This is a genomic window from Pseudomonas sp. PAMC 29040 (genome assembly GCF_003994535.1).
In the GTDB taxonomy this organism is placed as follows: Bacteria; Pseudomonadota; Gammaproteobacteria; order Pseudomonadales; family Pseudomonadaceae; genus Aquipseudomonas; species Aquipseudomonas paraversuta.
The window spans coordinates 61,892-82,821 of record NZ_RZAA01000006.1; the positions used below are offsets into that span (position 1 = coordinate 61,892).

General features: G+C 59.5%; 21 protein-coding genes. 8 read left to right on the forward strand and 13 right to left on the reverse strand.

The genetic code is table 11. The annotated features are described in order from the left end of the window. Positions 1-73 precede the first annotated feature (73 nt). On the forward strand, positions 74-976 hold the full coding sequence (locus WG29040_RS12405; protein ID WP_003441701.1) for a LysR family transcriptional regulator: 903 nt from the start codon (positions 74-76) through the stop codon (positions 974-976). A 127-nt stretch (positions 977-1,103) separates the two neighbouring features. Continuing rightward, positions 1,104-1,229, forward strand: a complete 126-nt coding sequence (locus WG29040_RS24530; protein WP_003441703.1) for a PA1414 family protein — start codon at positions 1,104-1,106, stop codon at positions 1,227-1,229. A gap of 122 nt (positions 1,230-1,351) precedes the next feature. Here WG29040_RS24530 and WG29040_RS12410 read toward each other — a convergent pair whose 3' ends face one another. The 4 genes from WG29040_RS12410 to speB are packed head-to-tail and all read right to left on the reverse strand — an operon-like array spanning position 1,352 to position 5,686. Beyond that, positions 1,352-2,731: a sodium:solute symporter gene (locus WG29040_RS12410; RefSeq protein ID WP_003441705.1), complete on the reverse strand. Its 1,380-nt coding sequence runs from the start codon at positions 2,729-2,731 to the stop codon at positions 1,352-1,354. A 36-nt stretch (positions 2,732-2,767) separates the two neighbouring features. Then, a complete protein-coding gene (locus WG29040_RS12415) occupies positions 2,768-4,279 on the reverse strand; it encodes a cytosine permease (RefSeq protein ID WP_003441707.1) in 1,512 nt (503 codons plus the stop codon). Between the two features lie 21 nt (positions 4,280-4,300). After that, positions 4,301-4,726 carry a nuclear transport factor 2 family protein gene (locus tag WG29040_RS12420; RefSeq protein ID WP_003441709.1) on the reverse strand — a complete coding sequence of 142 codons (426 nt, stop codon included), beginning with the start codon at positions 4,724-4,726 and terminating at the stop codon, positions 4,301-4,303. Between the two features lie 9 nt (positions 4,727-4,735). Beyond that, a complete protein-coding gene (gene speB / locus WG29040_RS12425; RefSeq protein WP_003441711.1) occupies positions 4,736-5,686 on the reverse strand; it encodes an agmatinase in 951 nt (316 codons plus the stop codon). Between the two features lie 282 nt (positions 5,687-5,968). Here speB and WG29040_RS12430 point away from each other — a divergent pair, with 282 nt between their 5' ends. Beyond that, a complete protein-coding gene (locus WG29040_RS12430) occupies positions 5,969-6,862 on the forward strand; it encodes a LysR family transcriptional regulator (RefSeq protein WP_003441713.1) in 894 nt (297 codons plus the stop codon). A gap of 16 nt (positions 6,863-6,878) precedes the next feature. Then, the gene (locus tag WG29040_RS12435; protein ID WP_010656457.1) at positions 6,879-7,487 is read left to right on the forward strand and encodes a tRNA-uridine aminocarboxypropyltransferase; all 609 of its coding nucleotides are present in this window, start codon (positions 6,879-6,881) and stop codon (positions 7,485-7,487) included. 66 nt (positions 7,488-7,553) lie between these two features. Here the strand turns inward: WG29040_RS12435 and WG29040_RS12440 are convergent, their stop codons facing one another. Together WG29040_RS12440 and WG29040_RS12445 are read right to left on the reverse strand one after the other, a co-directional pair. Then, complete coding sequence (locus tag WG29040_RS12440) at positions 7,554-7,952, reverse strand: YbaN family protein (RefSeq protein WP_177412973.1); 399 nt, start codon at positions 7,950-7,952, stop codon at positions 7,554-7,556. A 4-nt stretch (positions 7,953-7,956) separates the two neighbouring features. Beyond that, entirely contained in the window at positions 7,957-8,547 is a 591-nt protein-coding gene (locus WG29040_RS12445; protein WP_003441718.1) for a YecA family protein, read from the reverse strand. A 272-nt stretch (positions 8,548-8,819) separates the two neighbouring features. Here WG29040_RS12445 and recQ point away from each other — a divergent pair, with 272 nt between their 5' ends. Beyond that, the gene (gene recQ, locus WG29040_RS12450; RefSeq protein ID WP_127196223.1) at positions 8,820-10,949 is read left to right on the forward strand and encodes a DNA helicase RecQ; all 2,130 of its coding nucleotides are present in this window, start codon (positions 8,820-8,822) and stop codon (positions 10,947-10,949) included. Positions 10,950-11,068: 119 nt separating this feature from the next. Further along, on the forward strand, positions 11,069-11,503 hold the full coding sequence (locus WG29040_RS12455; protein WP_003441722.1) for a MarR family transcriptional regulator: 435 nt from the start codon (positions 11,069-11,071) through the stop codon (positions 11,501-11,503). A 62-nt stretch (positions 11,504-11,565) separates the two neighbouring features. Here the strand turns inward: WG29040_RS12455 and WG29040_RS12460 are convergent, their stop codons facing one another. Further along, complete coding sequence (locus WG29040_RS12460) at positions 11,566-13,749, reverse strand: patatin-like phospholipase family protein (RefSeq protein WP_127196360.1); 2,184 nt, start codon at positions 13,747-13,749, stop codon at positions 11,566-11,568. 70 nt (positions 13,750-13,819) lie between these two features. On the opposite strand from WG29040_RS12460, the gene WG29040_RS12465 reads away from it, so the two are divergent. Continuing rightward, the gene (locus tag WG29040_RS12465) at positions 13,820-14,107 is read left to right on the forward strand and encodes a SelT/SelW/SelH family protein (protein ID WP_010656454.1); all 288 of its coding nucleotides are present in this window, start codon (positions 13,820-13,822) and stop codon (positions 14,105-14,107) included. Here WG29040_RS12465 and WG29040_RS12470 read toward each other — a convergent pair. The 3 genes from WG29040_RS12470 to WG29040_RS12480 form a co-directional block, all read right to left on the reverse strand. Further along, positions 14,101-14,994 carry a DMT family transporter gene (locus tag WG29040_RS12470; RefSeq protein ID WP_003441727.1) on the reverse strand — a complete coding sequence of 298 codons (894 nt, stop codon included), beginning with the start codon at positions 14,992-14,994 and terminating at the stop codon, positions 14,101-14,103. The genes WG29040_RS12465 and WG29040_RS12470 overlap by 7 nt on opposite strands. A 77-nt stretch (positions 14,995-15,071) precedes the next feature. Continuing rightward, positions 15,072-15,833, reverse strand: a complete 762-nt coding sequence (locus WG29040_RS12475) for an AraC family transcriptional regulator (protein WP_127196224.1) — start codon at positions 15,831-15,833, stop codon at positions 15,072-15,074. A gap of 83 nt (positions 15,834-15,916) precedes the next feature. Next, positions 15,917-17,371 (reverse strand): TrkH family potassium uptake protein, encoded by a 1,455-nt coding sequence (locus tag WG29040_RS12480; protein ID WP_003441731.1) that lies wholly within the window; start codon positions 17,369-17,371, stop codon positions 15,917-15,919. A 118-nt stretch (positions 17,372-17,489) separates the two neighbouring features. Between WG29040_RS12480 and WG29040_RS12485 the strand changes: the two genes are divergently transcribed. Beyond that, entirely contained in the window at positions 17,490-18,050 is a 561-nt protein-coding gene (locus tag WG29040_RS12485; protein ID WP_010656453.1) for a nitroreductase family protein, read from the forward strand. 112 nt (positions 18,051-18,162) lie between these two features. Here the strand turns inward: WG29040_RS12485 and WG29040_RS12490 are convergent, their stop codons facing one another. From WG29040_RS12490 to WG29040_RS12500, 3 genes are all read right to left on the reverse strand, one after another. Further along, a complete protein-coding gene (locus WG29040_RS12490) occupies positions 18,163-19,497 on the reverse strand; it encodes a HAMP domain-containing sensor histidine kinase (RefSeq protein WP_127196225.1) in 1,335 nt (444 codons plus the stop codon). A gap of 78 nt (positions 19,498-19,575) precedes the next feature. Beyond that, positions 19,576-20,004, reverse strand: a complete 429-nt coding sequence (locus tag WG29040_RS12495; RefSeq protein ID WP_003441736.1) for a Spy/CpxP family protein refolding chaperone — start codon at positions 20,002-20,004, stop codon at positions 19,576-19,578. Positions 20,005-20,171: 167 nt separating this feature from the next. Continuing rightward, positions 20,172-20,849, reverse strand: a complete 678-nt coding sequence (locus WG29040_RS12500; protein ID WP_003441747.1) for a response regulator transcription factor — start codon at positions 20,847-20,849, stop codon at positions 20,172-20,174. Between the last annotated feature and the right edge of the window lie 81 nt (positions 20,850-20,930).

The following is a 20,930-nucleotide window of genomic DNA, read 5'->3' on the forward strand; positions in this document are numbered from 1 at the left end:
GTCAGGCTAGAGGAGATTGACTTTCCTTAAAAATGAATAATAGTGACCTACTTGTTCTGTTTTGGAGAATGGCGTGGAGTTCAGTCAATTACGGATTTTTCAGGCCGTGGCCGAAGAAGGTTCCATCACCCGTGCGGCTGAGCGTCTGCACCGTGTGCCCTCCAATCTGTCGACGCGACTCAAGCAACTGGAAGAGCAGATGGGGGTCGAATTGTTTATGCGCGAGCGCCAGCGCCTGCAGTTGTCCCCGGCGGGCAAGGTGCTGCTCGATTACGCTGCGCGCCTGTTTGCCCTGCACGATGAAGCCTTGAGTGCGGTACAGGGCGGGGTGCCCTGCGGCAAATTTACCCTGGGGACGATGTACAGCACGGCGGCAACTCATTTGCCGCGCATGCTGGCGCATTATCACCGTACCTACCCGGCAGTGAACCTGCACGTGCAGTCGGCTCCCAGTGGCGAATTGCTGGAAGGGTTATTGACCGGGCGTCTGGATGCAGCGCTGGTGGACGGCCCGCTGGAGCTGGCCGGGCTGGACGGTATCGAATTTTGCGATGAGAGTCTGGTGTTGATCAGCGATCTGGATCATCCGCCTGTTACCCGGGCCCGGGATGTACAGGGGCGCGAAGTCTTTACCTTTCGCCAGGGTTGTTCTTATCGGGCCCGGCTTGAGGCCTGGTACGCAAGCGACCGTGCGGCCATGGGGCGAGTGATGGAAATCGAATCCTATCAGGGGATGTTGGCGTGCGTAGTGGCGGGCTCGGGTGTGGCCTTGATGCCGGCATCGATGCTGGCCAGCTTGCCGGGGCATGAAAATGTCGGCGTACACCCCTTGAAACAACCTTTTGCCAGTACCACAACATGGTTGATGTGGCGAAAAGGCATGACCGGCGCCAACCTGAATGCGTGGATAGCGCTGCAACAGGCACAGAGACCGCCGAACGATGTTATTTCGACGAAGTTAAAGGCGTCGGCTTAAATCAGAAATGTGCTCGATTAGCCTAAAGTTCATGGGTCTTAAGCAAGCATCTTGTAGGAGTTAGGACTATTATCTGTATGAAGCGACAACAGAATTCCAGTCGCCAGAGTGACCCCAAGGGGGATATATGAAAGACAAACTGCAAACATGGCTTCATGACGTCGGTGTTGCGCTGGGTCTGATCGAGCCGCCACTGCAACCCGTACCGATCCCTGTCGAGGATCCGCGTCGCCGGCCACAGCGTCGTCGCTAAGGCTGCGATTACGCGTTTGCGCAGGCGTTCATGCGTTGTACTGATCCTTGGCTGCAAGGCGGCCAGGGTGCTGTTGCGAAAAAAGGGGTACGACCCGCGTACCCCCTTCAATAAAACCTCAATCAGATAGCGCTGGCCAATGTGGCAGGGCGTCTATCCAGCAGGCTTACCAGCACAAAGCTGACCAAGGCTACAGCCAGACTGTAGTAAATCGGCGTGTTGGCTTCCAGACCATCCTTGAACATAAACACCAGTGCAGTGACAAAACCCAGGCTCATGCTGGAGATTGCCCCGGCAGTGGTGGCGCGTTTCCAGAAAATTGCCCCGATCAATGGCACCAGCATGCCGCCAACCAGCAGGTTGTAGGCAAGGGTCAGGGCGCTGATCACATCGTTTACCACCAGGGCGATGGCCAGCACCGCAAACCCGGTCAACAGAGTGAACAGACGATTGATGTTGAGGCTCGATTGCTTGCCACCGCGCAGCTTGGGCAGCAGGTCCTCGGTCAGTACGGTCGAGGCGGCCAGCAGGCCCGCGCTGGCGGTCGACATCATGGCCGCCAGTGCCGCTGCAATCACCAGTCCGCGAATGCCGTCCGGCAGCGAAACCTTAACGATGGCCGCGAAAGCGTTGTTGACGTTGTCCAGGTCCGGGATCAGTACATGGGCGGCCATGCCGATCAGGGCGCAAGTCAGGCCGTAAAGGATGCAATAGAAGCCCGCGAACGTACCGGCATACTTGGCCACCTTGGCGGTTTTGGCGGTAAAAACCCGTTGCCAGATGTCCTGGCCGATCAGGATGCCGAAAAAGTAAATCATGAAGTAAGTGATGATTGTGTCCCAGCCGATGCTGGTAAAGCTGAAGTTCGAGGCGGGCAATTTGCTCACCAGTTCATCCCAGCCGCCGACACGGTACAGGCAGATCGGTAGCAGGACGAACATCAGGCCGACGGTCTTGATCACAAATTGCACGATATCGGTCAGGGTCAACGACCACATGCCGCCAATGGTGGAGTACACCACCACCACGCCACCGCCCAGCAGCACTGAAATCCAGAACGGCAAGTCGAACAGCACTTCAAGAACGGTACCTATGGCCAGAATCGAGGTCACACCAATCATGAGCGCGTAGGCCAGCATGATCACTGCGCTGGCCTGGCGGGCCATGGGGTTGTAACGCTTTTCCAGCACCTGGGTCACGGTGAAGATTTTCAGCTTGAGCAGCGGCTTGGCCAGGAACAGGTTGAGCGCGATGATCCCGCAGCCCAGTGCGGCGCACAGCCAGAAACCGGAAATGCCGTGTACATAGCCCAGGCGCACGGTGCCGACGGTGGAGGCACCGCCGAGTACGGTTGCAGCCATGGTGCCCATATACAGGGTCGGGCCCAGGTTACGGCCGGCCACCAGGTAATCTTCGTGGGTTTTTGCCTTGCGCATGCCGTAGTAACCCAGCACCAGCATTGCTGCTGCGTAGATCAGGACGACCAGTAGATCTAAAGCCATGATGGCGAGTCTCCAATTATTTTTTTTATGGGGCGGTCAGGCGGTTTGAGGTAATGCGGTGTTAACGGCTGCGGTCTTGGGCTTGCTGCGTGGGTCGAGGGGGCCGAACACTGAAGCCGGCTCCGGGAACAGGCTGAGCAGGGCCAGATACACCAGCGACGCAAGTCCCAGGGTGACCGGCAGGCTGATATCAATGCCTTCGGCCAGATTGCCCAGCGGCCCCACGAACTGGCCCGGCAGGTTGACGAAGCACAAGCCCACCAGCGCACTGGGAATCCAGGCACCCAGACCGCGCCAGTTCCAGCCGCGGGTGAACCAGTAGCGGCCGCCGCTTTCGCCACGGGTGAACACTTGCAAGTCATCCGGGCAATAGAAACCGCGACGTTTGATCAGGCCAATGATCATGATCACCATCCACGGGGTGGTACAGGTGATGATGAGGACGGCGAAGGTCGAGACGCTTTGCACCAGATTTGCCGCGAAACGTCCGATAAAGATGAAGGCGATCGACATGACCCCTATCAGCAATGTCGCCTTTACCCGTGACAACACGCGTGGGAACACGCTGGACAGGTCCAGGCCGGTGCCATACAGCGAAGTAGTCCCGGTGGACATGCCGCCGATCAGCGCAATCAGGCACACCGGCAGGAAAAACCAGCTCGGGGAAACGGCCAGCAGGCCGCCGACATAGTTGTTGGCCGCGATATAGTCCGGTGCTTTGCTCGCCACTATGGTTGCAGTGGCCAGGCCGAACAGAAACGGGATCAGGGTTGCAATCTGAGCGGCAATCACCGCCAGCATGATCCGGCGTTTGGGGGTGGCGCGGGGGATGTAGCGCGACCAGTCGCCGAGGAATGCGCCAAAGGAAATCGGATTGCTCATTGCCACCAGCGCAGCGCCGATAAAGGCCGCCCAGAACCCGGTCTGACCGAGTGCGACGCTGCCGGCGAACTGGCTGTCGAATGCCGGGGCAAAAGCGAAGACCCCCAGCAGGAACAACAGGCTGGCGGCCCACACTGCAATGCGGTTGACCCACAACATGAAGCGGAAGCCGTAGATGCAAACCGTCAGCACCAGAATCGCGAACACGCCGTAGGCCAGGCCCAGGCTGAGGTCGGTTTCCGGAACCCCGATCATGCGCTTGGCGCCGCCGATCAACGCATCGCCGGAGCTCCAGACTGACAATGAGAAGAAGGCGATGGCGGTCAGCAGCGACAGGAACGAGCCGACAATCCGCCCGTGCACACCGAAATGCGCACCGGAAGACACGGCGTTGCTGGTGCCATTGAGCGGGCCGAACAAGCCCATGGGCGCCAGAATCAGCGAGCCCAGCAACACGCCGAGCACAATCGCCCAGGCCCCGGCCTGAAACGACAAGCCGAACAGTACGGGAAAACTGCCCAGTACGGCGGTGGCAAAGGTGTTGGCGCCGCCGAAGATCAGGCGAAACAAATCGCCGGGTCTGGCGCTGCGTTCATGGTCCGGAATCTGCTCGACGCCGTGGGTTTCTATTTGACGCACATTATTTTGCTTGTTTTTATTATTCATGATCAGCTCCGGTCACATTGGCTAAGGGGGCGGCAGCCCTTCCGGCATAGCGGATAAATGTTCGTGACAGGCCAGCCACAGGCCTTGTTGTTCTTGTGTGCGGGATCCTTGCCTCTTGAAGACAATGGTCTCGCGTTCCTGGCTAAAAAATTGCTCCCCTTGCATGCGCAGCTCGGTGGCCACGTCATGCACAAAGACCGCCACGTCACCTTGCAGGCTGACAAAGGCATTGCTCGAGATGCATGAAAGCACCTCGAATCCTTCCTCCAGGCGCCAGCTGTCCCACAACGCCTGATAGGCATCGCGACTCAGAAGTGGTTGGGCCAGGGTATAAAAAACGAAGCTGGCATCGGCGCTGAACGCCCCGAAATAGGCTTCGCGATCATTGCGCGCAAAAGCCGAAACCAGGTCGGCTGCGGCACGCAAAACCTCATCGCGTTGGCTCATGGTCAACCCTCAGCGGTGCACGACGCCGGGCATTACGCAGAGCATTTCGTAGAGCAGGTTAGCCCCCAGCAATGAGGTATTACCGGTTGTATCGTAAGGCGGCGAGACTTCTACCAGATCTCCGCCCACCAGGTCGAGACCCTGGCAACCACGAATGATCTCCATCGCCTGAATGGTGGTCAGGCCGCCGATTTCCGGGGTGCCGGTGCCGGGTGCCCAGGCAGGATCGATACCGTCGATGTCAAAGCTCAGGTACACCGGACCGTTGCCGACTTTTTCGCGGACTTCGGCCATCAGTGGTGCCAGGGATTTGTGCCAGCACTCTTCGGCCTGTACTACACGAAAGCCCTGGGTGCGGCACCAGTTGAAGTCTTCTGCGGTGTAACCCTGGGCGCGCAGACCGATCTGCACCACGCGGTCACAGTCCAGCAGGCCTTCTTCCACGGCGCGGCGGAAGGTGGTGCCGTGGGCGATTTTCTCGCCGAACATGTGGTCGTTAACATCGGCGTGGGCATCGATGTGGACCAGTCCGACCTTGCCGTGCTTTTTATGAATCGCCCGCAGAATGGGCAGGGTGATGGTGTGATCTCCGCCCATGGTCAGCGGGATGACGTCGTGTTCAAGAATCTCGTCGTAGGCTTCTTCGATGATGCGCACCGAATCCAGCAGATTGAAGGTGTTGATTGCCACGTCACCGATATCGGCCACCGATAGCGAGTCGAACGGTGCGGCGCCGGTGGCCATGTTGTAAGGGCGGATCATCACCGATTCGGCACGGATTTCGCGAGGTCCGAAACGGGTGCCGGGGCGCAGCGAGGTACCGATGTCCAGGGGGACGCCGATAAATGCGACGTCCAGGCCTTTGGCCGATTGCAGGTGGGGCAGGCGCAACATGGTGGCTATGCCGCCAAAGCGCGGCATGTCGTTGCCGCCCAATGGTTGATGAAGAATTTTGTCCACGGCAGAGGCCTCGTTGTTTGTTATGGGTATGGCGAGGGATTCTGCGAAAGGAGGCAGGCGGGAAGAATCCCTATGGGCAAATACTTAGTTCATGTTTTTCTAAACTAATGCCGGGGCTCGGGGTAGAATTTGCTTCGTCAAACATGGGGGACTGATGTGGGAGCCGGCTTGCCGGCGATGCAGACAACCGGTTTTTAGAGGTGTGAGGTAATGCTGTCGCCGGCAAGCCGGTTGTTGCAGGTTGAGTGCGATTTTTGTTCCGCCTAATCATGTGAGTTTTTCATGGCCAACGCTTTACCTGATCTAAAACTATTGCGAATCTTTACCAGCGTGGTCAGACACCAGGGGTTTGCCAATGCCCAGCAGGCACTCAACCTGTCTACCTCGGCCATCAGTACCTACATGAGCCAGCTCGAATCCAATCTGGGGTTGGTGCTGTGTCATCGCGGCCGCGGCGGGTTCAGCCTCACCAGCAAGGGCGAGTTGTTCCATCAGGAAACATTGCGCCTGCTGGGCGAGCTGGAGGGGTTTGAGCAATATGCCGCAGCGCTCAAGGGTGAGTTGCGCGGCACCCTGAATCTGGGGGTGATCGACTCCACGGTCAGCGATAAAGCGCTGCCTTTTGCCCAGGCCATTGGCGACTACAGCCAGGAGCACCCGGCGGTGCACCTGCACCTGTCAGTGATGAGCCCGTATGAATTACAGCTCGGGGTACAGGACAACCGCCTGGATCTGGCCATCGGGGCGTTCTCGACGCGCATGAGCGGTCTGGTCTATCAGCCGTTGTATCGCGAGCAGCACTGGCTGTATTGCAGCACGCGGCATCCTTTGTTCGCTGAGCGACGTATTCCTGAGCCGGTCATTACTCAGCAACGCATGGTCGGTCGCGGTTACTGGAGTCAGGCCGAGTTGGCGCGCCACGGCTTCAAGCACAGCGCGGCGACAGTCGACAGCATGGAAGCGCAGCTGATTCTGGTGTTGTCGGGCGCCTATATCGGCTATTTGCCGGAACACTACGCCGAGCCCTGGGTGGAGAAGGGGGATTTGCGTGTGTTGTTGCCGGCGACCTTTGGTTATCAGGCTCCGTTTTCGATGATCGTGCGCCGTGGTCGCAGCCGCGAGCCGTTGATTCAAACATTCCGCGACCTGCTCAAAGCGCAGCTTAATCAACCCTGAACGAGATTTTATTGTCATGTCCCGAGCCCAATGCCCTCGCTGCTTGCGCCCGCAAACCCATTGCCTGTGCGCCTTGATCCCGCAGCTGGACAGCCGTACCCGGGTGTTGCTGTTACAGCATCCGAGCGAGGTCGGCCATGCGCTCAATACGGCGCGCTTGGCGGATCTTGGTCTGCTTAACGCTGAGCTGCGGGTAGGGGAGGTCTTTGAGGATCTGGCCACTTTGCTCAATCCTCCGGGATATCAGGCGCGGTTGTTGTTCCCGGGAGAGGATGCGCAACTGATCGGCACTGCCAGGCCGTCTGATGCAAGCCTGCCATGGCTGCTGGTGGTTCCGGACGGTACGTGGCGCAAGGCGCGCAAACTACTGCATCTGAACCCGTTGCTGGCGCAACTGCCCAGGGTCACGCTGCCTGAAGGCGCGGTATCGCGCTACCGATTGCGCAAGGCTCCCGGGCCGGGGGCGTTGTCGACCCTGGAAGCGATAGTGCAGGCCCTGGAGATCCTGGAGGCGCCAACCTCGTTTGCGCCTTTATTGCGCCCGTTTGAAGCGCTGATTGAGGGCCAGATCGAGGCGATGGGCGCGGACACCTATCAGCGTAACCACGGCGATAAAACCGTATAAAAACCGTAGGCGCGATCTGTTCTGTCAAAACGGCAATAGCTCGCTCCTACAGGTGTTGGATGTGTCTCAGGGTTTTTCGAGGGTTTTCTGGCGCAGGATGTAAATGCTCACCAGCACGGCACTGGTCAGCATAAAGCCCCGGGCCCAGGGTAAAGGCACCAGATAGCAGGACAAGCCAATACTCAGCCACATCAGGCCAATGGCGTAGACCTTGCCCTTGAGGGGGATGCCGTTGCCATCAAGATAGTCGCGGATCCATGGCCCGAGCCGTGGGTGCTCGACCAGCCATTGATAAAAGCGCGGCGAACTGCGGGCGAAACAGGCAGCAGCCAACAGCAGGAAGGGGGTGGTGGGTAATACCGGCAGGAAGATACCGATAACCCCCAGCGCTACGCTCAGCCAGCCGATGGCAAACAGTGCGTAGCGCAGCAACCGCGAACGGTTGCCGACAGGGGGCTGAATCACTGAATCAGTGGTGGCGAGGCTTGAGGATCGCCGGTTTTTCGTCTGGTGCATTGCACAGCAGGTACAAAGCAGTCAGCGCTTCGGGAATCTGCACGATCATGTCGTCCATCAGGTTGGCATCCTGGGCGATGTCTGCAAACTCCGGCTGATCATCGAACAGGCCGGAACCCACCATGATTGGCAGCAGCATTTCGCTGACTTCTTCTTCGGCGGTTTCGAACCAGGCCGCTTCACGGGTAAACACGCCTTCCATAAAACCGATGCACCAGCCGCGCAGGTCGGAATCATCAGGCTCGTCGCCCAGATCCAGATCGCAAGGCAGTTCGAATTCTTCGTCGGAAGCCAGCTGGCGCGCGATGTGGGCCTTGAGTTGAATCAGGGTGGCTTCGATCTCGGCACGCTGGGCGTCGTCTTTGTAGTGCGGCGCTTCTTCAGAGAAGATGGCGTCAATCCATTCGCGCTCAGGTACTGCTTCGGAGCAGATGGAAAGGGCTGTCAGAAAACCGTGGGTGGCCACGTAGTCCAGCGCCTCGTCATGCAGCTCGTCGGCGTCGAGGAAGACTTGCAGGCGGGTTAGTTGCTCAGCGAAGGACATTGAAGGACTACCTAGAAAATAAACAATAACGAATTCTAGGCTTTCTTGAGCGTACAGGCCAGTCGCAGGGCACATTTGGCCTCACTTCCCGGTGATCGGTAGTGCAATCACAGCGCCCTGCGGGGGGGAGTGCTCGGGTATACTGCCGCGTTTTGTGATGCCCTGCAGTGAATGCAGCGGATCCCGCGCCCTGCGCCCGAGCTTTCGAATCAGCTTGAGGCCGCGCCGGATGCCGCTTGTGCAGGGGTGTTTCGGCGATTTCTGGAGTTTTTATGCTCGAACAGGCTCAACGCGTACTCAAGGACATCTTCGGCTACGACAGTTTCCGTGGCCGTCAGGGTGACATTATTGAGCGCGTGGCCAGTGGTGGCGACGCTTTGGTGCTGATGCCTACCGGCGGCGGCAAATCCTTGTGTTTCCAGGTTCCGGCGCTCCTGCGCGATGGCCTGGCGGTGGTGGTGTCGCCATTGATCGCATTGATGGACGATCAGGTGGCAACCCTTGAAGAGCTCGGGGTGGCGGCAGCGGCCTTGAACTCGACGCTGAATGCCGAGCAACAGCGTGACCTGGCGAACCGGATCAAGCGCGGTGAAATAAAAATGCTCTACCTGGCACCTGAACGCCTGGTACAGCCGCGCATGATGGCGTTTTTGCAGAGCCTGGACATCGCCCTGTTTGCCATCGACGAAGCGCATTGCGTGTCCCAGTGGGGCCACGACTTCCGTCCCGAATACCTGCAGCTGGGCCAACTGGCCGAAGTGTTTCCCAATGTGCCGCGGATTGCCCTGACTGCCACGGCGGACAAGCGCACCCGCAAAGAAATCGTTACCCGTCTGCACTTGCAGAACGCCGAGCGGTTTTTGTCGAGTTTCGACCGCCCCAACATTTTTTACCGCATCGTGCCTAAAGAGCAGCCGCGCAAGCAGTTGCTGGCTTTCCTTTCCGAACGCCGCAGCGATGCGGGCATCGTCTATTGCCTGTCGCGCAAAAAAGTCGATGAAGTGGCGCAGTTCCTGTGTGATCAGGGTTTCCCGGCACTGCCGTATCACGCCGGCCTGCCCAGCGAGACGCGTGCAGCCAACCAGAAGCGCTTTCTCAATGAGGAGGGGCTGATCATGGTGGCCACCATTGCGTTCGGTATGGGGATCGACAAATCCAACGTGCGCTTTGTCGCGCATCTGGATTTGCCCAAGTCCCTTGAGGCGTATTACCAGGAAACCGGCCGGGCCGGGCGCGATGGCTTGCCCGCCGACGCCTGGATGGCCTACGGCCTGCAAGACGTGGTGATGCTCAAGCAAATGCTGCAAAACTCCGAGGGAGATGAGCGGCACAAGCGTCTGGAGCATCACAAGCTCGATGCCATGCTGTCTTTGTGTGAAGAAACTCGCTGCCGCCGGCAGACCTTGCTCGCCTATTTCGACGAAGACATGCCGCAACCCTGCGGGCACTGCGACAACTGTGTGGATGGCGTGCAAACCTGGGATGCCACCGAGCCTGCGCGCCAGGCGCTGTCGGCGATTTATCGCACGGGTCAGCGCTATGGCACAGGTCATTTGATCGATGTGTTGCTGGGCCGCGAAAACGAAAAAATCCGCAGCATGGGTCATCAGCATTTGTCGGTGTTCGGTGTCGGCAAAGCCCGTGCTGAAGGCGAGTGGCGCACACTGTTCCGGCAATTGGTGGCCCGTGGTCTGGCCGATATTGATATCGAAGGCTACGGCGGTTTGCGATTAAGCGACAGCTGCCGGCCGTTGTTGCGTGGCGAAGTGACTTTGGAACTGCGCCGCGAGCTCAAGCCGCAAACCACGGTCAAGAGTAGTTCCGCCAGCCCGGCCAGCCAACTGGTGCGTGGCGAAGAGCGCGAGCAGTGGGAGGCCCTGCGGGCCTTGCGGCGCAAACTGGCCGAAGAGCACGGGGTGCCGCCTTACGTCATCTTCCCCGACTCGACCCTGCTGGAAATGTTGCGCAGCCAGCCCACCTCGTTGTCCGAGATGGCTGCAGTCAGCGGCGTAGGTGCACGCAAGCTGGAGCGCTACGGCGAGGCCTTCCTCGAGGTTCTGGGCGGGCAGGCCGAAACCCCGAAAGTGGTGGCCGACATCCGTCACGAGCTGATCAGCCTGGCCCGCGCCGGCATGACGCCATTGCAGATTTCCGGGCAGCTGCAATGTTCTGAAAAGAACGTTTATACGATGCTGGCTGAAGCAATCGGCCGTCAGGAATTGTCCCTTGAGCAGGCTTTGGACTTGCCCGAGGAGCTGATGGGCGAAGTGCAGGACGCGTTCCTGGATGGTGAGGGCGAGCTGCCAAGTGTGGCCAGCATTGCCGAGCAGTTCAAAGGCCGGGTACCTGAAGGCGTGCTGTATTGCGTGCGTGCGGCACTGCAGGCCGAGTTCGAAATGTAGTGCTGGTTATTGATATGTAACGAATTGATTGACTTATAGGTCTTGCCTATGTGCAAGCTCCATGCTTAGCTGGCTAACAATTAGGTTCACTCTTTTTCAGTCTAACCATTGAGTTTTTTATGCCTTTAACCGATCAACACCGCTTTGGCATGCAGTTGGCCCAAATGTCCCGTGGCTGGCGTGCCGAGCTGGATCGTCGTCTTGCTGGTCTTGGTTTGTCGCAAGCACGTTGGCTGGTGCTGTTGCACCTGGCGCGTTTTGAAAATGTGCCTACCCAGCGCGAACTGGCCCAGAGTGTCGGGGTTGAAGGGCCGACCCTGGCCCGCTTGCTTGACAGTCTTGAAGCTCAGGGGCTGGTGCAGCGTCATGCTGTGGCCGAAGACCGGCGCGCCAAGAAAATTGTATTGAGCGATACCGCCCGGCCATTGATCGCCCAGATCGAAGCCATTGCCACTGCGTTGCGCCAGGAACTGTTTGTGGGCGTAGACGAAGAAGAGCAGCGCATCTGCATGCGCGTTCACCAGCGCATCCTGGATAACCTCGAAAAACACTGATCACAACCCTGCAGGAGCGAGCTTGCTCGCGAGCAAGCTCGCTCCTGCAGGGTTAGAACTCCTTAGAACGTCTGGCCCAGATTCAGGTACAGCGCTGTTTGATCATCATCGTTAAAGCCATAGCTGAAGTTGAGCGGGCCCAGCGGTGTGTCGAAGCCGATGAAAATGCTCGCGGCATTGATGTAGCCGCTGTCGAATTCATTGTCGTTGTTCCAGGCCCGCCCGCGCTCCAGTGACGCGCCGGCATACAGCGGGAAATCAAACGGCAAGTACGAACGTGGAGTGAGGCGGCGGTAGTAAACCGCGCGCATCAAACTGACGTTTTGCCCGGAAATCGCATCTTCCCTGAAGCCCGACAACTGTCGTGCACCACCCAGCAAGAAGCTCGATGTCACCACGTTGGCCTTGTCCAGCGTGCGCCCGTAGCGCCCGCCCAGAATCCAGGTGTTCGGCCCGTAACTCAACGCCTTGTCCAGATGAAACTCCCACTGGCGATAACGCTCATCAGAGCCAATCCCCGGCTCAAATTGGCGCACGCTCAGGCTGATGTCCTCACCCTCATGGGGGAAGTACACGTTATCCAGCGAATCGAACGAGTATTTCAGGTCATAAAAGCCTTCATTGAAGCTGGTGCTCGGCAAGTCGCGTTCGCCAATTCGCACATTGGCTTCGCCCCAGGCCTCGCCAACGCCAAGGCGGATTTCACCGCTGTTGCCGATCTGACGACCAAAATTCAAGCCAAAACCATAGCGTTCCAGGCGGTATTCGGCGATTGGATCGTTATCGAGGATTGACTCCACGTTCTGCGAATGGGCGTTGATATAGGGCGCAACAAAATACCGCGAGCCGGCATCCAGTGGCTGATAGAACTCGCTGTACAACTCTTGCTGATCGCCGATTTGTACCCGCGTCAGCCACTCGGCACCCAGCCGGTTGATGCCGTTGACCCGATAGCTGGCACCGATGTTGAACGCACTGTCGCCGCGCATATCGTCTGAAAGGTTGAGCCCCAGCCGCAGGTAGTCAGTGCCGCTGCGCTTGCCCCGGGCGCTGATCACCAGAGTGCGGTCCTGACCTTTGTGCACCACGCGGTATTGCACCTGTTCGAAATAGTCCAGCCCGTACAGCGTGCCCATATCCCGATGCAGACGGCCCAGGTCCAGCGGTTCACCCACCGGTTGGCGAATGTAATAGCGGATCACCGAGTCGTCTATTTTCGAATCATTCTCGATCTTGACCGCGGTGATTACCGGGGTGCGCTCCTCAGGTGAGCGGGCGGCATCGAGTTGCTTGTCCCCGGGCTGGCGCAGGCTGACCAGGCGTTTTTCAAGGGCCTGGGTGGCGCGATAGCCAGCGTTGATAATGTCTTGCGAACGACCAAAATCGGTGACCCCAAAACTGGCCAGCGCAGGCTGGATCAGTATGTCTTCCGGCTTCAGGGACGCAAGCTGCACCTCGGAGTTGCTGCGGGTCATCAATGTGATGGACTGGTTGAGGATGTCGAACACGGTGTTGAGCTGTTTGCGCCCGCGCAACGGCGTGCCGATATCCACCACAATGACCAGGTCCACCCCCATTTCGCGGGCTACGTCCACCGGGATGTTGTCGACCATGCCGCCGTCGACCAGCAGTTGACCGTTGATTTCTACGGGGGCAAACACCGCCGGAATCGACATGCTGGCGCGGATCACCTGAGGCAAGTGGCCTTTACGAAATACCACTTTCTCGCCATTGACGATGTCGGTAGCCACAGCCCGGAAGGGGATCGGCAGTTTGTCGAAATCACGGATGTCGCTGCTGTGGGCCAGCAGGCTTTCGAGTAGCAGCGACAGGTTTTGCCCCTGAATCACTCCCAATGGCAGCCCAAGGCTGCCATCGTCGCGAAAGCTGAGTTTCTGTTTGACCAGGAAGTCGCGGTCATCCTGCTTGCGCCTGAACGGGATGTCTGCCCGGGCCGGAGCATCGGACAGGGCTTCTTGCCAGTCGATCCCCAGTGCGAGCTTTTCCAGTTCGTCGATCTTGTAGCCCGAGGCATACAGGCCGCCGATCACTGCGCCCATGCTGGTGCCGGCGATGGCATCGACGTGAATGCCCTGTTCTTCAAGTGCCTTGAGCACGCCGACGTGGGCCAGGCCACGGGCCGCGCCACCGGAAAGCACCAGGCCGATCCTGGGATGTGGATTTTCGGCGGCAAACAGTACCAGCGGGGATAAACACAAAAGCAGGCAAATCAGCAGGCGGCGCATCATGAATCTCTGGGCAAGCGATAAAGGTGGCTATTATAGCGGCGCCTTTCACTTCAGGAGCCCGAGAAACATGGCAGTCAGCAAACCGGAAATTGTTATCACCTATTGCACGCAGTGTCAGTGGTTACTCCGTGCGGCATGGCTGGCCCAGGAGTTGCTCAGCACATTTTCCGATGACCTGGCGCAGGTGGCGTTGCAGCCGGGCACCGGCGGGGTGTTTCGTATTACCTGCGATGGCGTGCAGATCTGGGAGCGCAAGGCGGATGGCGGCTTTCCCGAAGCTAAAGTGCTCAAGCAACGGGTGCGCGACCAAATTGATCCGCAACGTGATCTGGGGCACAACGACCGGGTTCAGTGAGGGTTGGTCGCCAATACGGGCTTGCCCGGTGCAGGTCCGCTGGCCATGCGGCTCGACACGACAATCGCGACGATGATCAGCACCCCGCCCAGCAGCATGGGCAAGGTCGGCGTCTCGTGAAACAACAGCCAGGCCAGGGTGATGCCGTACACCGGCTCCAGGGCGAAGACTACGGCGGCGGTGCGGGCTTTGATCACCGCCAGGCTGGCGACAAACAAACTATGGGCCACGCCCGTGCAGAACACCCCCAACAGGCCGATCCACAGCCAGTCCAATGGCCGCACTTGACCCAGGCCAGGCGCGGCGAAGGGTAGCAGGCACAGGGCAACCACGGCGTTCTGCCACATCGCCGCCTGCACCGCAGGCAGCCGTCCCGAGCAGGCCCGGTTATTGAGGGACAGCAACGAAAACAGCAGGCCCGAGGCAATCGCCCAGAGCAAGCCTTCGGTGGCCTGGCTGGCCAGATCAAAGGTCGGGGTGACCAGGATCAGCCCGACGCTGACCAGTATCACCAGGATGATTTCGTTGAGCCGGATCCGTTCGCGAAAAATCAGCCCTTCAAGGATCACGGTAAACGCCGGAAAGCTGGCAAAGCCCAGGGTTGCAATGGCCACCCCGGCAATCTTTACCGAGATGAAAAAACTCACCCAGTGCCCGGCCAGCAGCAAGCCGCTGAGCAGCAGACCGCGCACGTCGCGCAATGTCGGCTTGCACCACACCGTGTGTCTGGCCAGCCCGGCAAAGCAGGCGAGGGCAAGCACTGCAAAACCTGCCCGGCCGAACACGATAATCGAGGCCGATGCGGCGGCCAGTTTGCCGAACACGCCGGTCAGGCCGAACATCAATGCGCCAATATGCAGGGCGCCCAGGGCAGTACGCGGAGTCATTGCAGTCCTTGAATCAATACGGGCAAGGCCTGCAGTCTAAGGTGCGGGGGGCAGGCCCGTCTGTCGCCAGACTCGCGTCAGTTGTCGCCAGACTCGCGCCGCAGTGCCGAAGGCGAGGCCCCGAACTCGCGGAGCATGGCGGCAGCAAAGGCGCTTTGCGAGGTATAGCCGACGCGGCAGGCGACTTCCCCTATGGGCAGCATGCTACGGCGCAGCAGGCTTAGGGCACTGTGCAGGCGGCGTTGGCGAATGTAATCCATCGGCGTTTGCCCGCATTCACTGATAAAGCGGCTGTGCAGGCGCGTGCTGGATAACCCTGCGATACGTGCCAGATCAGCCACCTGCAGCGGGTAGGCGGCGTTTTGGTCGATATAGGCATCCAGAGCTGCCAGGGGCAGGCGTTTGGGGGGCGGCGAGTCAGGGGCGAGCGTGTTTAAACTGGCCAGCAACAGGATTGCCCCCTGACGGGAGATCAGCGGGTCGCTGACCGCACTGCTGGCCAGCCAGTTGACCAATTGATGCTGCATGGGGTCCAGAGACAGCTGTGCGGCGCTGTCGAGCAACCGGCGGCTGGCGTCGGCGTGCTGGCCCAGCGATTGGCCTAGCCAGTCTTCTTCGCCGGGTACATCGAGTACCAGGCATTGGCTGCCTTGTTCGCTTTCACAGGTGTGATGGGCGCCTGCCGGAACCACCATCAGATGTTGCCGATGCAGTCTGCTGGCGCGGCCATCCACCTCGAAATCGAGCTTGCCTGAGAGGCTGATCACCACCTGCGGGTGCTCATGGCTATGGGCGATCACCTCTTGGCGGTAATTACGCAGTGACAGGATCTGGCCCATGGTGATCTGGTCTCTGTAAGTGGTCTGCAGGAGCGAGCTTTTATCAGAACAGCTCGCTCCTGCAGGGTATGCCGATTCATCTTTTAGTGCCGCCAGAACGCCGGGATGCACAGTACAAACACGGTAATGATCTCCAGGCGCCCGAGCAACATGCCCAGTGACAGGATCCACTTGGCCGCGTCCGGCAGGCTGGCGAAGTTGCCGGAAGGCCCGATGGTTTCGCCCAGCCCGGGGCCTACACCGGACACCGTGCTGGCAGCGCCAGTGAGGGCGGTCATCCAGTCCAGCCCCAACAACGACAGGGCCAGGGCAATCACGCAAATGGTGATGGCAAAGAAGAACGAAAAGGTCAGGATCGAGCGCACGATTTCTTCGTCGAGGCGGTGGCCATTGTACTTCTGCTTGATCACTGCCCGCGGGTGAATCAGTTGGTTGAGGTTGGCCTTGAGCAGAATGTAGGCAACCTGAAAGCGGAAAATCTTGATCCCGCCTGCGGTGGAGCCCGAGCAGCCACCAATAAAACCGAGGTAGAAAAACAGCATCAGCGAGAAATTGCCCCACAAGCTGTAGTCGCCCAGTGCAAAGCCTGTCGTCGTCACCACCGAAGTTACGTTCAGCGCCACATGACGAAAGGCGTCCCCCCACGGCATGTTGGTGGTCCACCAGAGCCAGGCGCTGAGCACCAGCCAGGTGACCAGCAACAGGCCGAGCAAGCCTTGTACCTGCTGATCCTTGATCAGCGCCTTGCGATGGCCGCGCAGGGTGGCGACGTACAGGGTAAAGGGCAGGCTGCCCATGATCATGACTACGATAGCGACCCAGTGCACCGCAGGCTGTGACCACTTGGCCAGGGACTTGTCCGAGGTTGAAAAGCCGCCGGTGGAAATTGCCGACATGGCATGGTTGATCGCATCAAACACGCTCATTCCGGCCCACCAGAAGGCCAGGCTGCCAAGAATGGTGATGCCGACATAAGTGGCCACAATCAGGCGGGCCACCATATGCGAGCGCGGCATGACTTTTTCGGAACGGTCTGACGACTCGGTCTGGAACAGGCGCATGCCGCCGATTCGCAACAGCGGCAAAATCGCTACCGCCATGCCGATAAAGCCGATACCGCCGAGCCAGTGCAGCATCGAGCGCCACATCAATATGCCGGGCGACATGGTGTCCAGACCGCTGAGTACCGTTGAGCCGGTAGCGGTGATGCCGGACATGCTTTCGAAAAACGAGTCGGTGTAGCTGATGTGCTGTGTCAGCAAAAACGGCAGGGCGGCAAATACACACACCACTACCCAGCTGGAGACGGTCAGCAGATACATGTCCCGGGGGCGCAGGTGTACTTGCTCGGGGCGTCCGGGAATGACCAGTGCCAATCCGGCCAGAAAGGTGATCAGGCTGGCCCACAGAAAGGACGGCAGATCGCCCATGTGGTCAAAAATCACCAGTGTCAGCATAGGTACGGCCATGCTGATCGCGAGCGTAATCAGGAAGATGCCGATAATGAAACCGATGATGCGTAAGGTCGGCAACGCCATGAAGTCAGCTCGGGATGAAAGAGGGGCGCCATTCTACCTGTGGGGCGGGGTATGTAAACCGCCAGCCCTTGGCTAGATACCGTTAGAATAGCCGCACATTTTCTTCAGGAGGTGGCCAATGGAGGCTCTCGACGCTTTGCTCAACCGTGTTTCTGCCCCGCGCCTGCTCGATCCGGCGCCAACGGCTGAGCAACGTGAAGTACTGTTTGCGGCTGCTTTGCGTGCGCCGGACCACGGCCAGTTGCGCCCTTACCGGTTTTTGACGGTGGAAGGCGATGCGCGGCATCAGCTGGGTGAAATCCTCGCCGGAGCCGTACAGGCCCAGGGTGGAGAGGTGACCCCGGCAGCATTGGACAAAGCCCGGGCCATGCCGTTGCGCGCGCCATTGGTGGTTGTGGTGGTGGCCCGCCTGCAGGACCACTTCAAAGTGCCCAGGGCCGAGCAGTTGATCACCGCAGGTTGCGCGGCTCACGCCATTGAACTGGCGGCCTACGCCCAGGGCATTGGTGCGGTATGGCGCACGGGCGAGCTGTCATATGCACCGCAAGTGGCCAAAGGGCTTGGGCTGACAGAGGGCGAGCAGGTGGTTGCGTTTCTGTACCTGGGAACTGCGCAGAATGAACTGCGTGCCGCGCCGAAGGTGGATACGGCTGAGTTTGTGCAGCAGTGGTCGGCGTGAATTCCTTGCAGGAGTGAGCTTGTCTCGCGCTGCAGACACTTCGGTTTTTCTGAGACACCAAGGTGATGCAATCGCGAGCAAGCACGCTTCAAGGGTTTATTGATTCGCGGGTCTAAAGAGTGCCGTTCGGCTCCAGTGGCAACTCCAGCGTGGCAACAAATCCTCCGTCCGGATGATTGTTCAGCACCAGTCTGCCGCCATGGCGTTCTGCAGCGCGACGGGCTATGGCCAGTCCCAGGCCATGTCCGGCCGCCGTCTGGCCGGGCGCACGGAAGAACGGCTCGCCCAATTGCGCCAGATATTCCCCGGGCACTCCGGGCCCGTAATCCCGCACGCTGATGCTGATGCGCTCGCCTTCACGGCAGGCCTTTAATTCAATCGGGCGTCCGGGCGGGCTGAAACGTTGCGCATTGCGCAGCAGATTATCCACCGCGCGCTCGATCATTGTCGGCCACCCGCTAAGGCTCAAGCCAGGTTCTGCCGTGAGGTGTACCGATTGCTCGGGAGCCGCCAGCGAGGCATCTTTTTGTACCGCCTGGAGCAGCCCGTTGAGCTCGATGGGCTCGGCACTGGCCTGGTCGGCATCAACCCGTGCCAGGGCCAGAATTTCGCTGATCAATGACTCCAGGCGGTCGCACTCGCGGGTCAGGCGCGGCCAGAGTTTCTCGCGCTCTTCGGGCCCGGCGCGTTCTGCCAGTGCCAGGGCGATACGCAGCCGGGCCAGTGGCGAGCGCAGTTCATGGGACACATCACGCAGCAATTGGCGCTGGCTGCCAATCAGGCTTTGCAGGCGTGCGCCCATGCGGTTGAAGTCGGTGGCCAGCACCCCGAACTCATCGCGCCGTGAAGCCAGTCGCGCCAGGCTGTTTTGCTGGTAGGTGGTTTGGCCCAGGTCATGTACAGCTACGCGCAGGCGACTCAGCGGGCGGGTGATCGACAGGGTGACCAGCAAGCTGAACAGGGTCAGCACCACCAGTGCAATTCCCAGCGCGCTGAGCGGCCAGATCAGGCTTTGGCGATGCCAGGCATCCAGTTCCGGGTGCGGGATGCGATAAATCAGCAAATAGGTTTCAGCGGTTTTCGGGCTGGTGTACTCGACGGTCAGGCGGCGCCACGGCAGTTGTTCTTCACCGGGATGCTGGCGTGCCTCCCATGCGGCAGCCCGACGTGGAAACGTACCGCGTACCACAGGGTCGCCACTTTCGTTAAGGACCTGTACGTCAATGTGATAGCGGCGTTTACGCTTCTCGAGGAATTCTTGTGCGGCATCGGCGCCCTGGGTTTCGTAGCGTTCAGTCCACTGCTGCGCCAGATTGGCGATACCGGGATGCCGGCTGAGGATCCAGGCGTCCTGATTGAGCATGTGCCCCAGCAGGAGCGACAGCCCTGCGACCAGGGCAATCGCCAGCCAGAAGCTGGCGAGAATGCGCCAAAACAGTGATCGCACGGTAATTCCTCGCAGTTAATTGATCAGAACGCGTAAAGCCCAACGGCCAGGGGTCGTTGGGCTTGAGGGTTGCGCGAATTATTGCGCTTTTGGAGCCTGTTGTGCTTTCCACTCTTTGAACTGTTTCCACTCTGCCTGACGCTCGGCACGTTTCTTTTGCATCTCGTCGAAGGTCTTCTGCTGATCAGGCTTGAGCACGGCCCGGATCTCGCTTTGGGTTTTGTCCTGCTTGGCCTTGATCTCGTCTTTCAAGGCTTGCTGGTCGGCAGCCGGCAGTTTTTCCAGATATTTTTCGACCAGTTGCTTGCGATCATGCATTTGCTGGCCCATCAATTTGCCGATTTGCTGGCGCTGTTCGCGGCTCAGGTCCAGTTGGCTGTAAGGGGCGTCGCCGCGACCGTGCTCACCGCCGTGTCGTGGACCCATCGGGCCGTCGCCACCAGGCATGGCCATTGCGACGGTTGGCAGGGCAGCAGCAAACATCAAAGCAATTAGAGTCTTACGCATGGTGTGTCTCCTTCATGACAGTTCCGGTGAATCCGGATGTGCTCAGTGTAGGGAGATCAAGGTCAACCGCTGTCAGCCGAGGGTAAAGCTTGGGTAAAGAGGGTATTGCTGCGGATTTACATAACAGGCTTATGTGGGAGCCGGCTCCCACAGAGAAACGTGGTGCTTCAGGCGCTATAGAAGTAACCCCGGCTGCGCAATGCGACGATGCGCGGGCGGCCATCGGGGTGGGGGCCAATCTTTCTGCGCAGGTTACTGACATGCATGTCCAGGCTGCGGTCGTACAGGGTCAATTTGCGGCCCAGGGCGATCTGTGCCAGCTCCTGCTTGTCCAGCGGCTCTCCCGGCTGGCGCAGCAAGGCCTCGAGCAAACGGCTTTCGGAAACGGTCAGGGTGATGTCGTGCTGGTCGATAGTGGCCACGCCGCGCATCGGGCTAAAGCACAGGTCTCCCAGTTCTATCTGGCTGGATACCGCGGTCGGGTGGCTGCGGCGCAATACAGCCCGCAGACGGGCGGTCAGTTCGCGGGGGTCGCAGGGTTTGGCCAGATAGTCATCGGCGCCCAGTTCGAGCCCGAGAATACGGTCCAGGGGTTCGCCGCGGGCTGACAGCATCAGCACCGGCAATTCGGGGTGATCCTGGCGTAGTTGCTTGAGCAGTTCCAGACCGCTGCCGTCAGGCAGCATCACATCCAGCACCACGGCATCGGGGCTGGATTCGCTCAACGCCTTGCGGGCACTCTGACCGTCGTGGCAAGCGCGGACCTGAAAGCCTTCCTGGCTCAACCAGCTGCTCAGAAGCTCGCACAGCTCCTGGTCATCATCTATCAGTAACAGGTCGCTCATGGCTTACTCGATTTAGCCAGTGCCGACGGGGTACAGGTCGGTCACTGGCAAAGATACTGCAATCACACTGTGCCGTAGGGG

Coding starts and splice junctions, on each gene's coding strand:
- WG29040_RS12435 (WP_010656457.1), top strand. CDS start 6,879: ATGTCCCGAGCCCAATGCCCTCGCTGCTTGCGCCCGCAAACCCATTGC.
- WG29040_RS12410 (WP_003441705.1), bottom strand. CDS start 2,731: ATGGCTTTAGATCTACTGGTCGTCCTGATCTACGCAGCAGCAATGCTG.
- WG29040_RS12495 (WP_003441736.1), bottom strand. CDS start 20,004: ATGCGTAAGACTCTAATTGCTTTGATGTTTGCTGCTGCCCTGCCAACC.
- WG29040_RS12460 (WP_127196360.1), bottom strand. CDS start 13,749: ATGCGCCGCCTGCTGATTTGCCTGCTTTTGTGTTTATCCCCGCTGGTA.
- WG29040_RS12455 (WP_003441722.1), top strand. CDS start 11,069: ATGCCTTTAACCGATCAACACCGCTTTGGCATGCAGTTGGCCCAAATG.
- recQ (WP_127196223.1), top strand. CDS start 8,820: ATGCTCGAACAGGCTCAACGCGTACTCAAGGACATCTTCGGCTACGAC.
- WG29040_RS12445 (WP_003441718.1), bottom strand. CDS start 8,547: ATGTCCTTCGCTGAGCAACTAACCCGCCTGCAAGTCTTCCTCGACGCC.
- WG29040_RS12420 (WP_003441709.1), bottom strand. CDS start 4,726: ATGAGCCAACGCGATGAGGTTTTGCGTGCCGCAGCCGACCTGGTTTCG.
- WG29040_RS24530 (WP_003441703.1), top strand. CDS start 1,104: ATGAAAGACAAACTGCAAACATGGCTTCATGACGTCGGTGTTGCGCTG.
- WG29040_RS12470 (WP_003441727.1), bottom strand. CDS start 14,994: ATGACTCCGCGTACTGCCCTGGGCGCCCTGCATATTGGCGCATTGATG.
- WG29040_RS12465 (WP_010656454.1), top strand. CDS start 13,820: ATGGCAGTCAGCAAACCGGAAATTGTTATCACCTATTGCACGCAGTGT.
- WG29040_RS12485 (WP_010656453.1), top strand. CDS start 17,490: ATGGAGGCTCTCGACGCTTTGCTCAACCGTGTTTCTGCCCCGCGCCTG.
- WG29040_RS12480 (WP_003441731.1), bottom strand. CDS start 17,371: ATGGCGTTGCCGACCTTACGCATCATCGGTTTCATTATCGGCATCTTC.
- WG29040_RS12415 (WP_003441707.1), bottom strand. CDS start 4,279: ATGAATAATAAAAACAAGCAAAATAATGTGCGTCAAATAGAAACCCAC.
- WG29040_RS12475 (WP_127196224.1), bottom strand. CDS start 15,833: ATGGGCCAGATCCTGTCACTGCGTAATTACCGCCAAGAGGTGATCGCC.
- WG29040_RS12430 (WP_003441713.1), top strand. CDS start 5,969: ATGGCCAACGCTTTACCTGATCTAAAACTATTGCGAATCTTTACCAGC.
- WG29040_RS12500 (WP_003441747.1), bottom strand. CDS start 20,849: ATGAGCGACCTGTTACTGATAGATGATGACCAGGAGCTGTGCGAGCTT.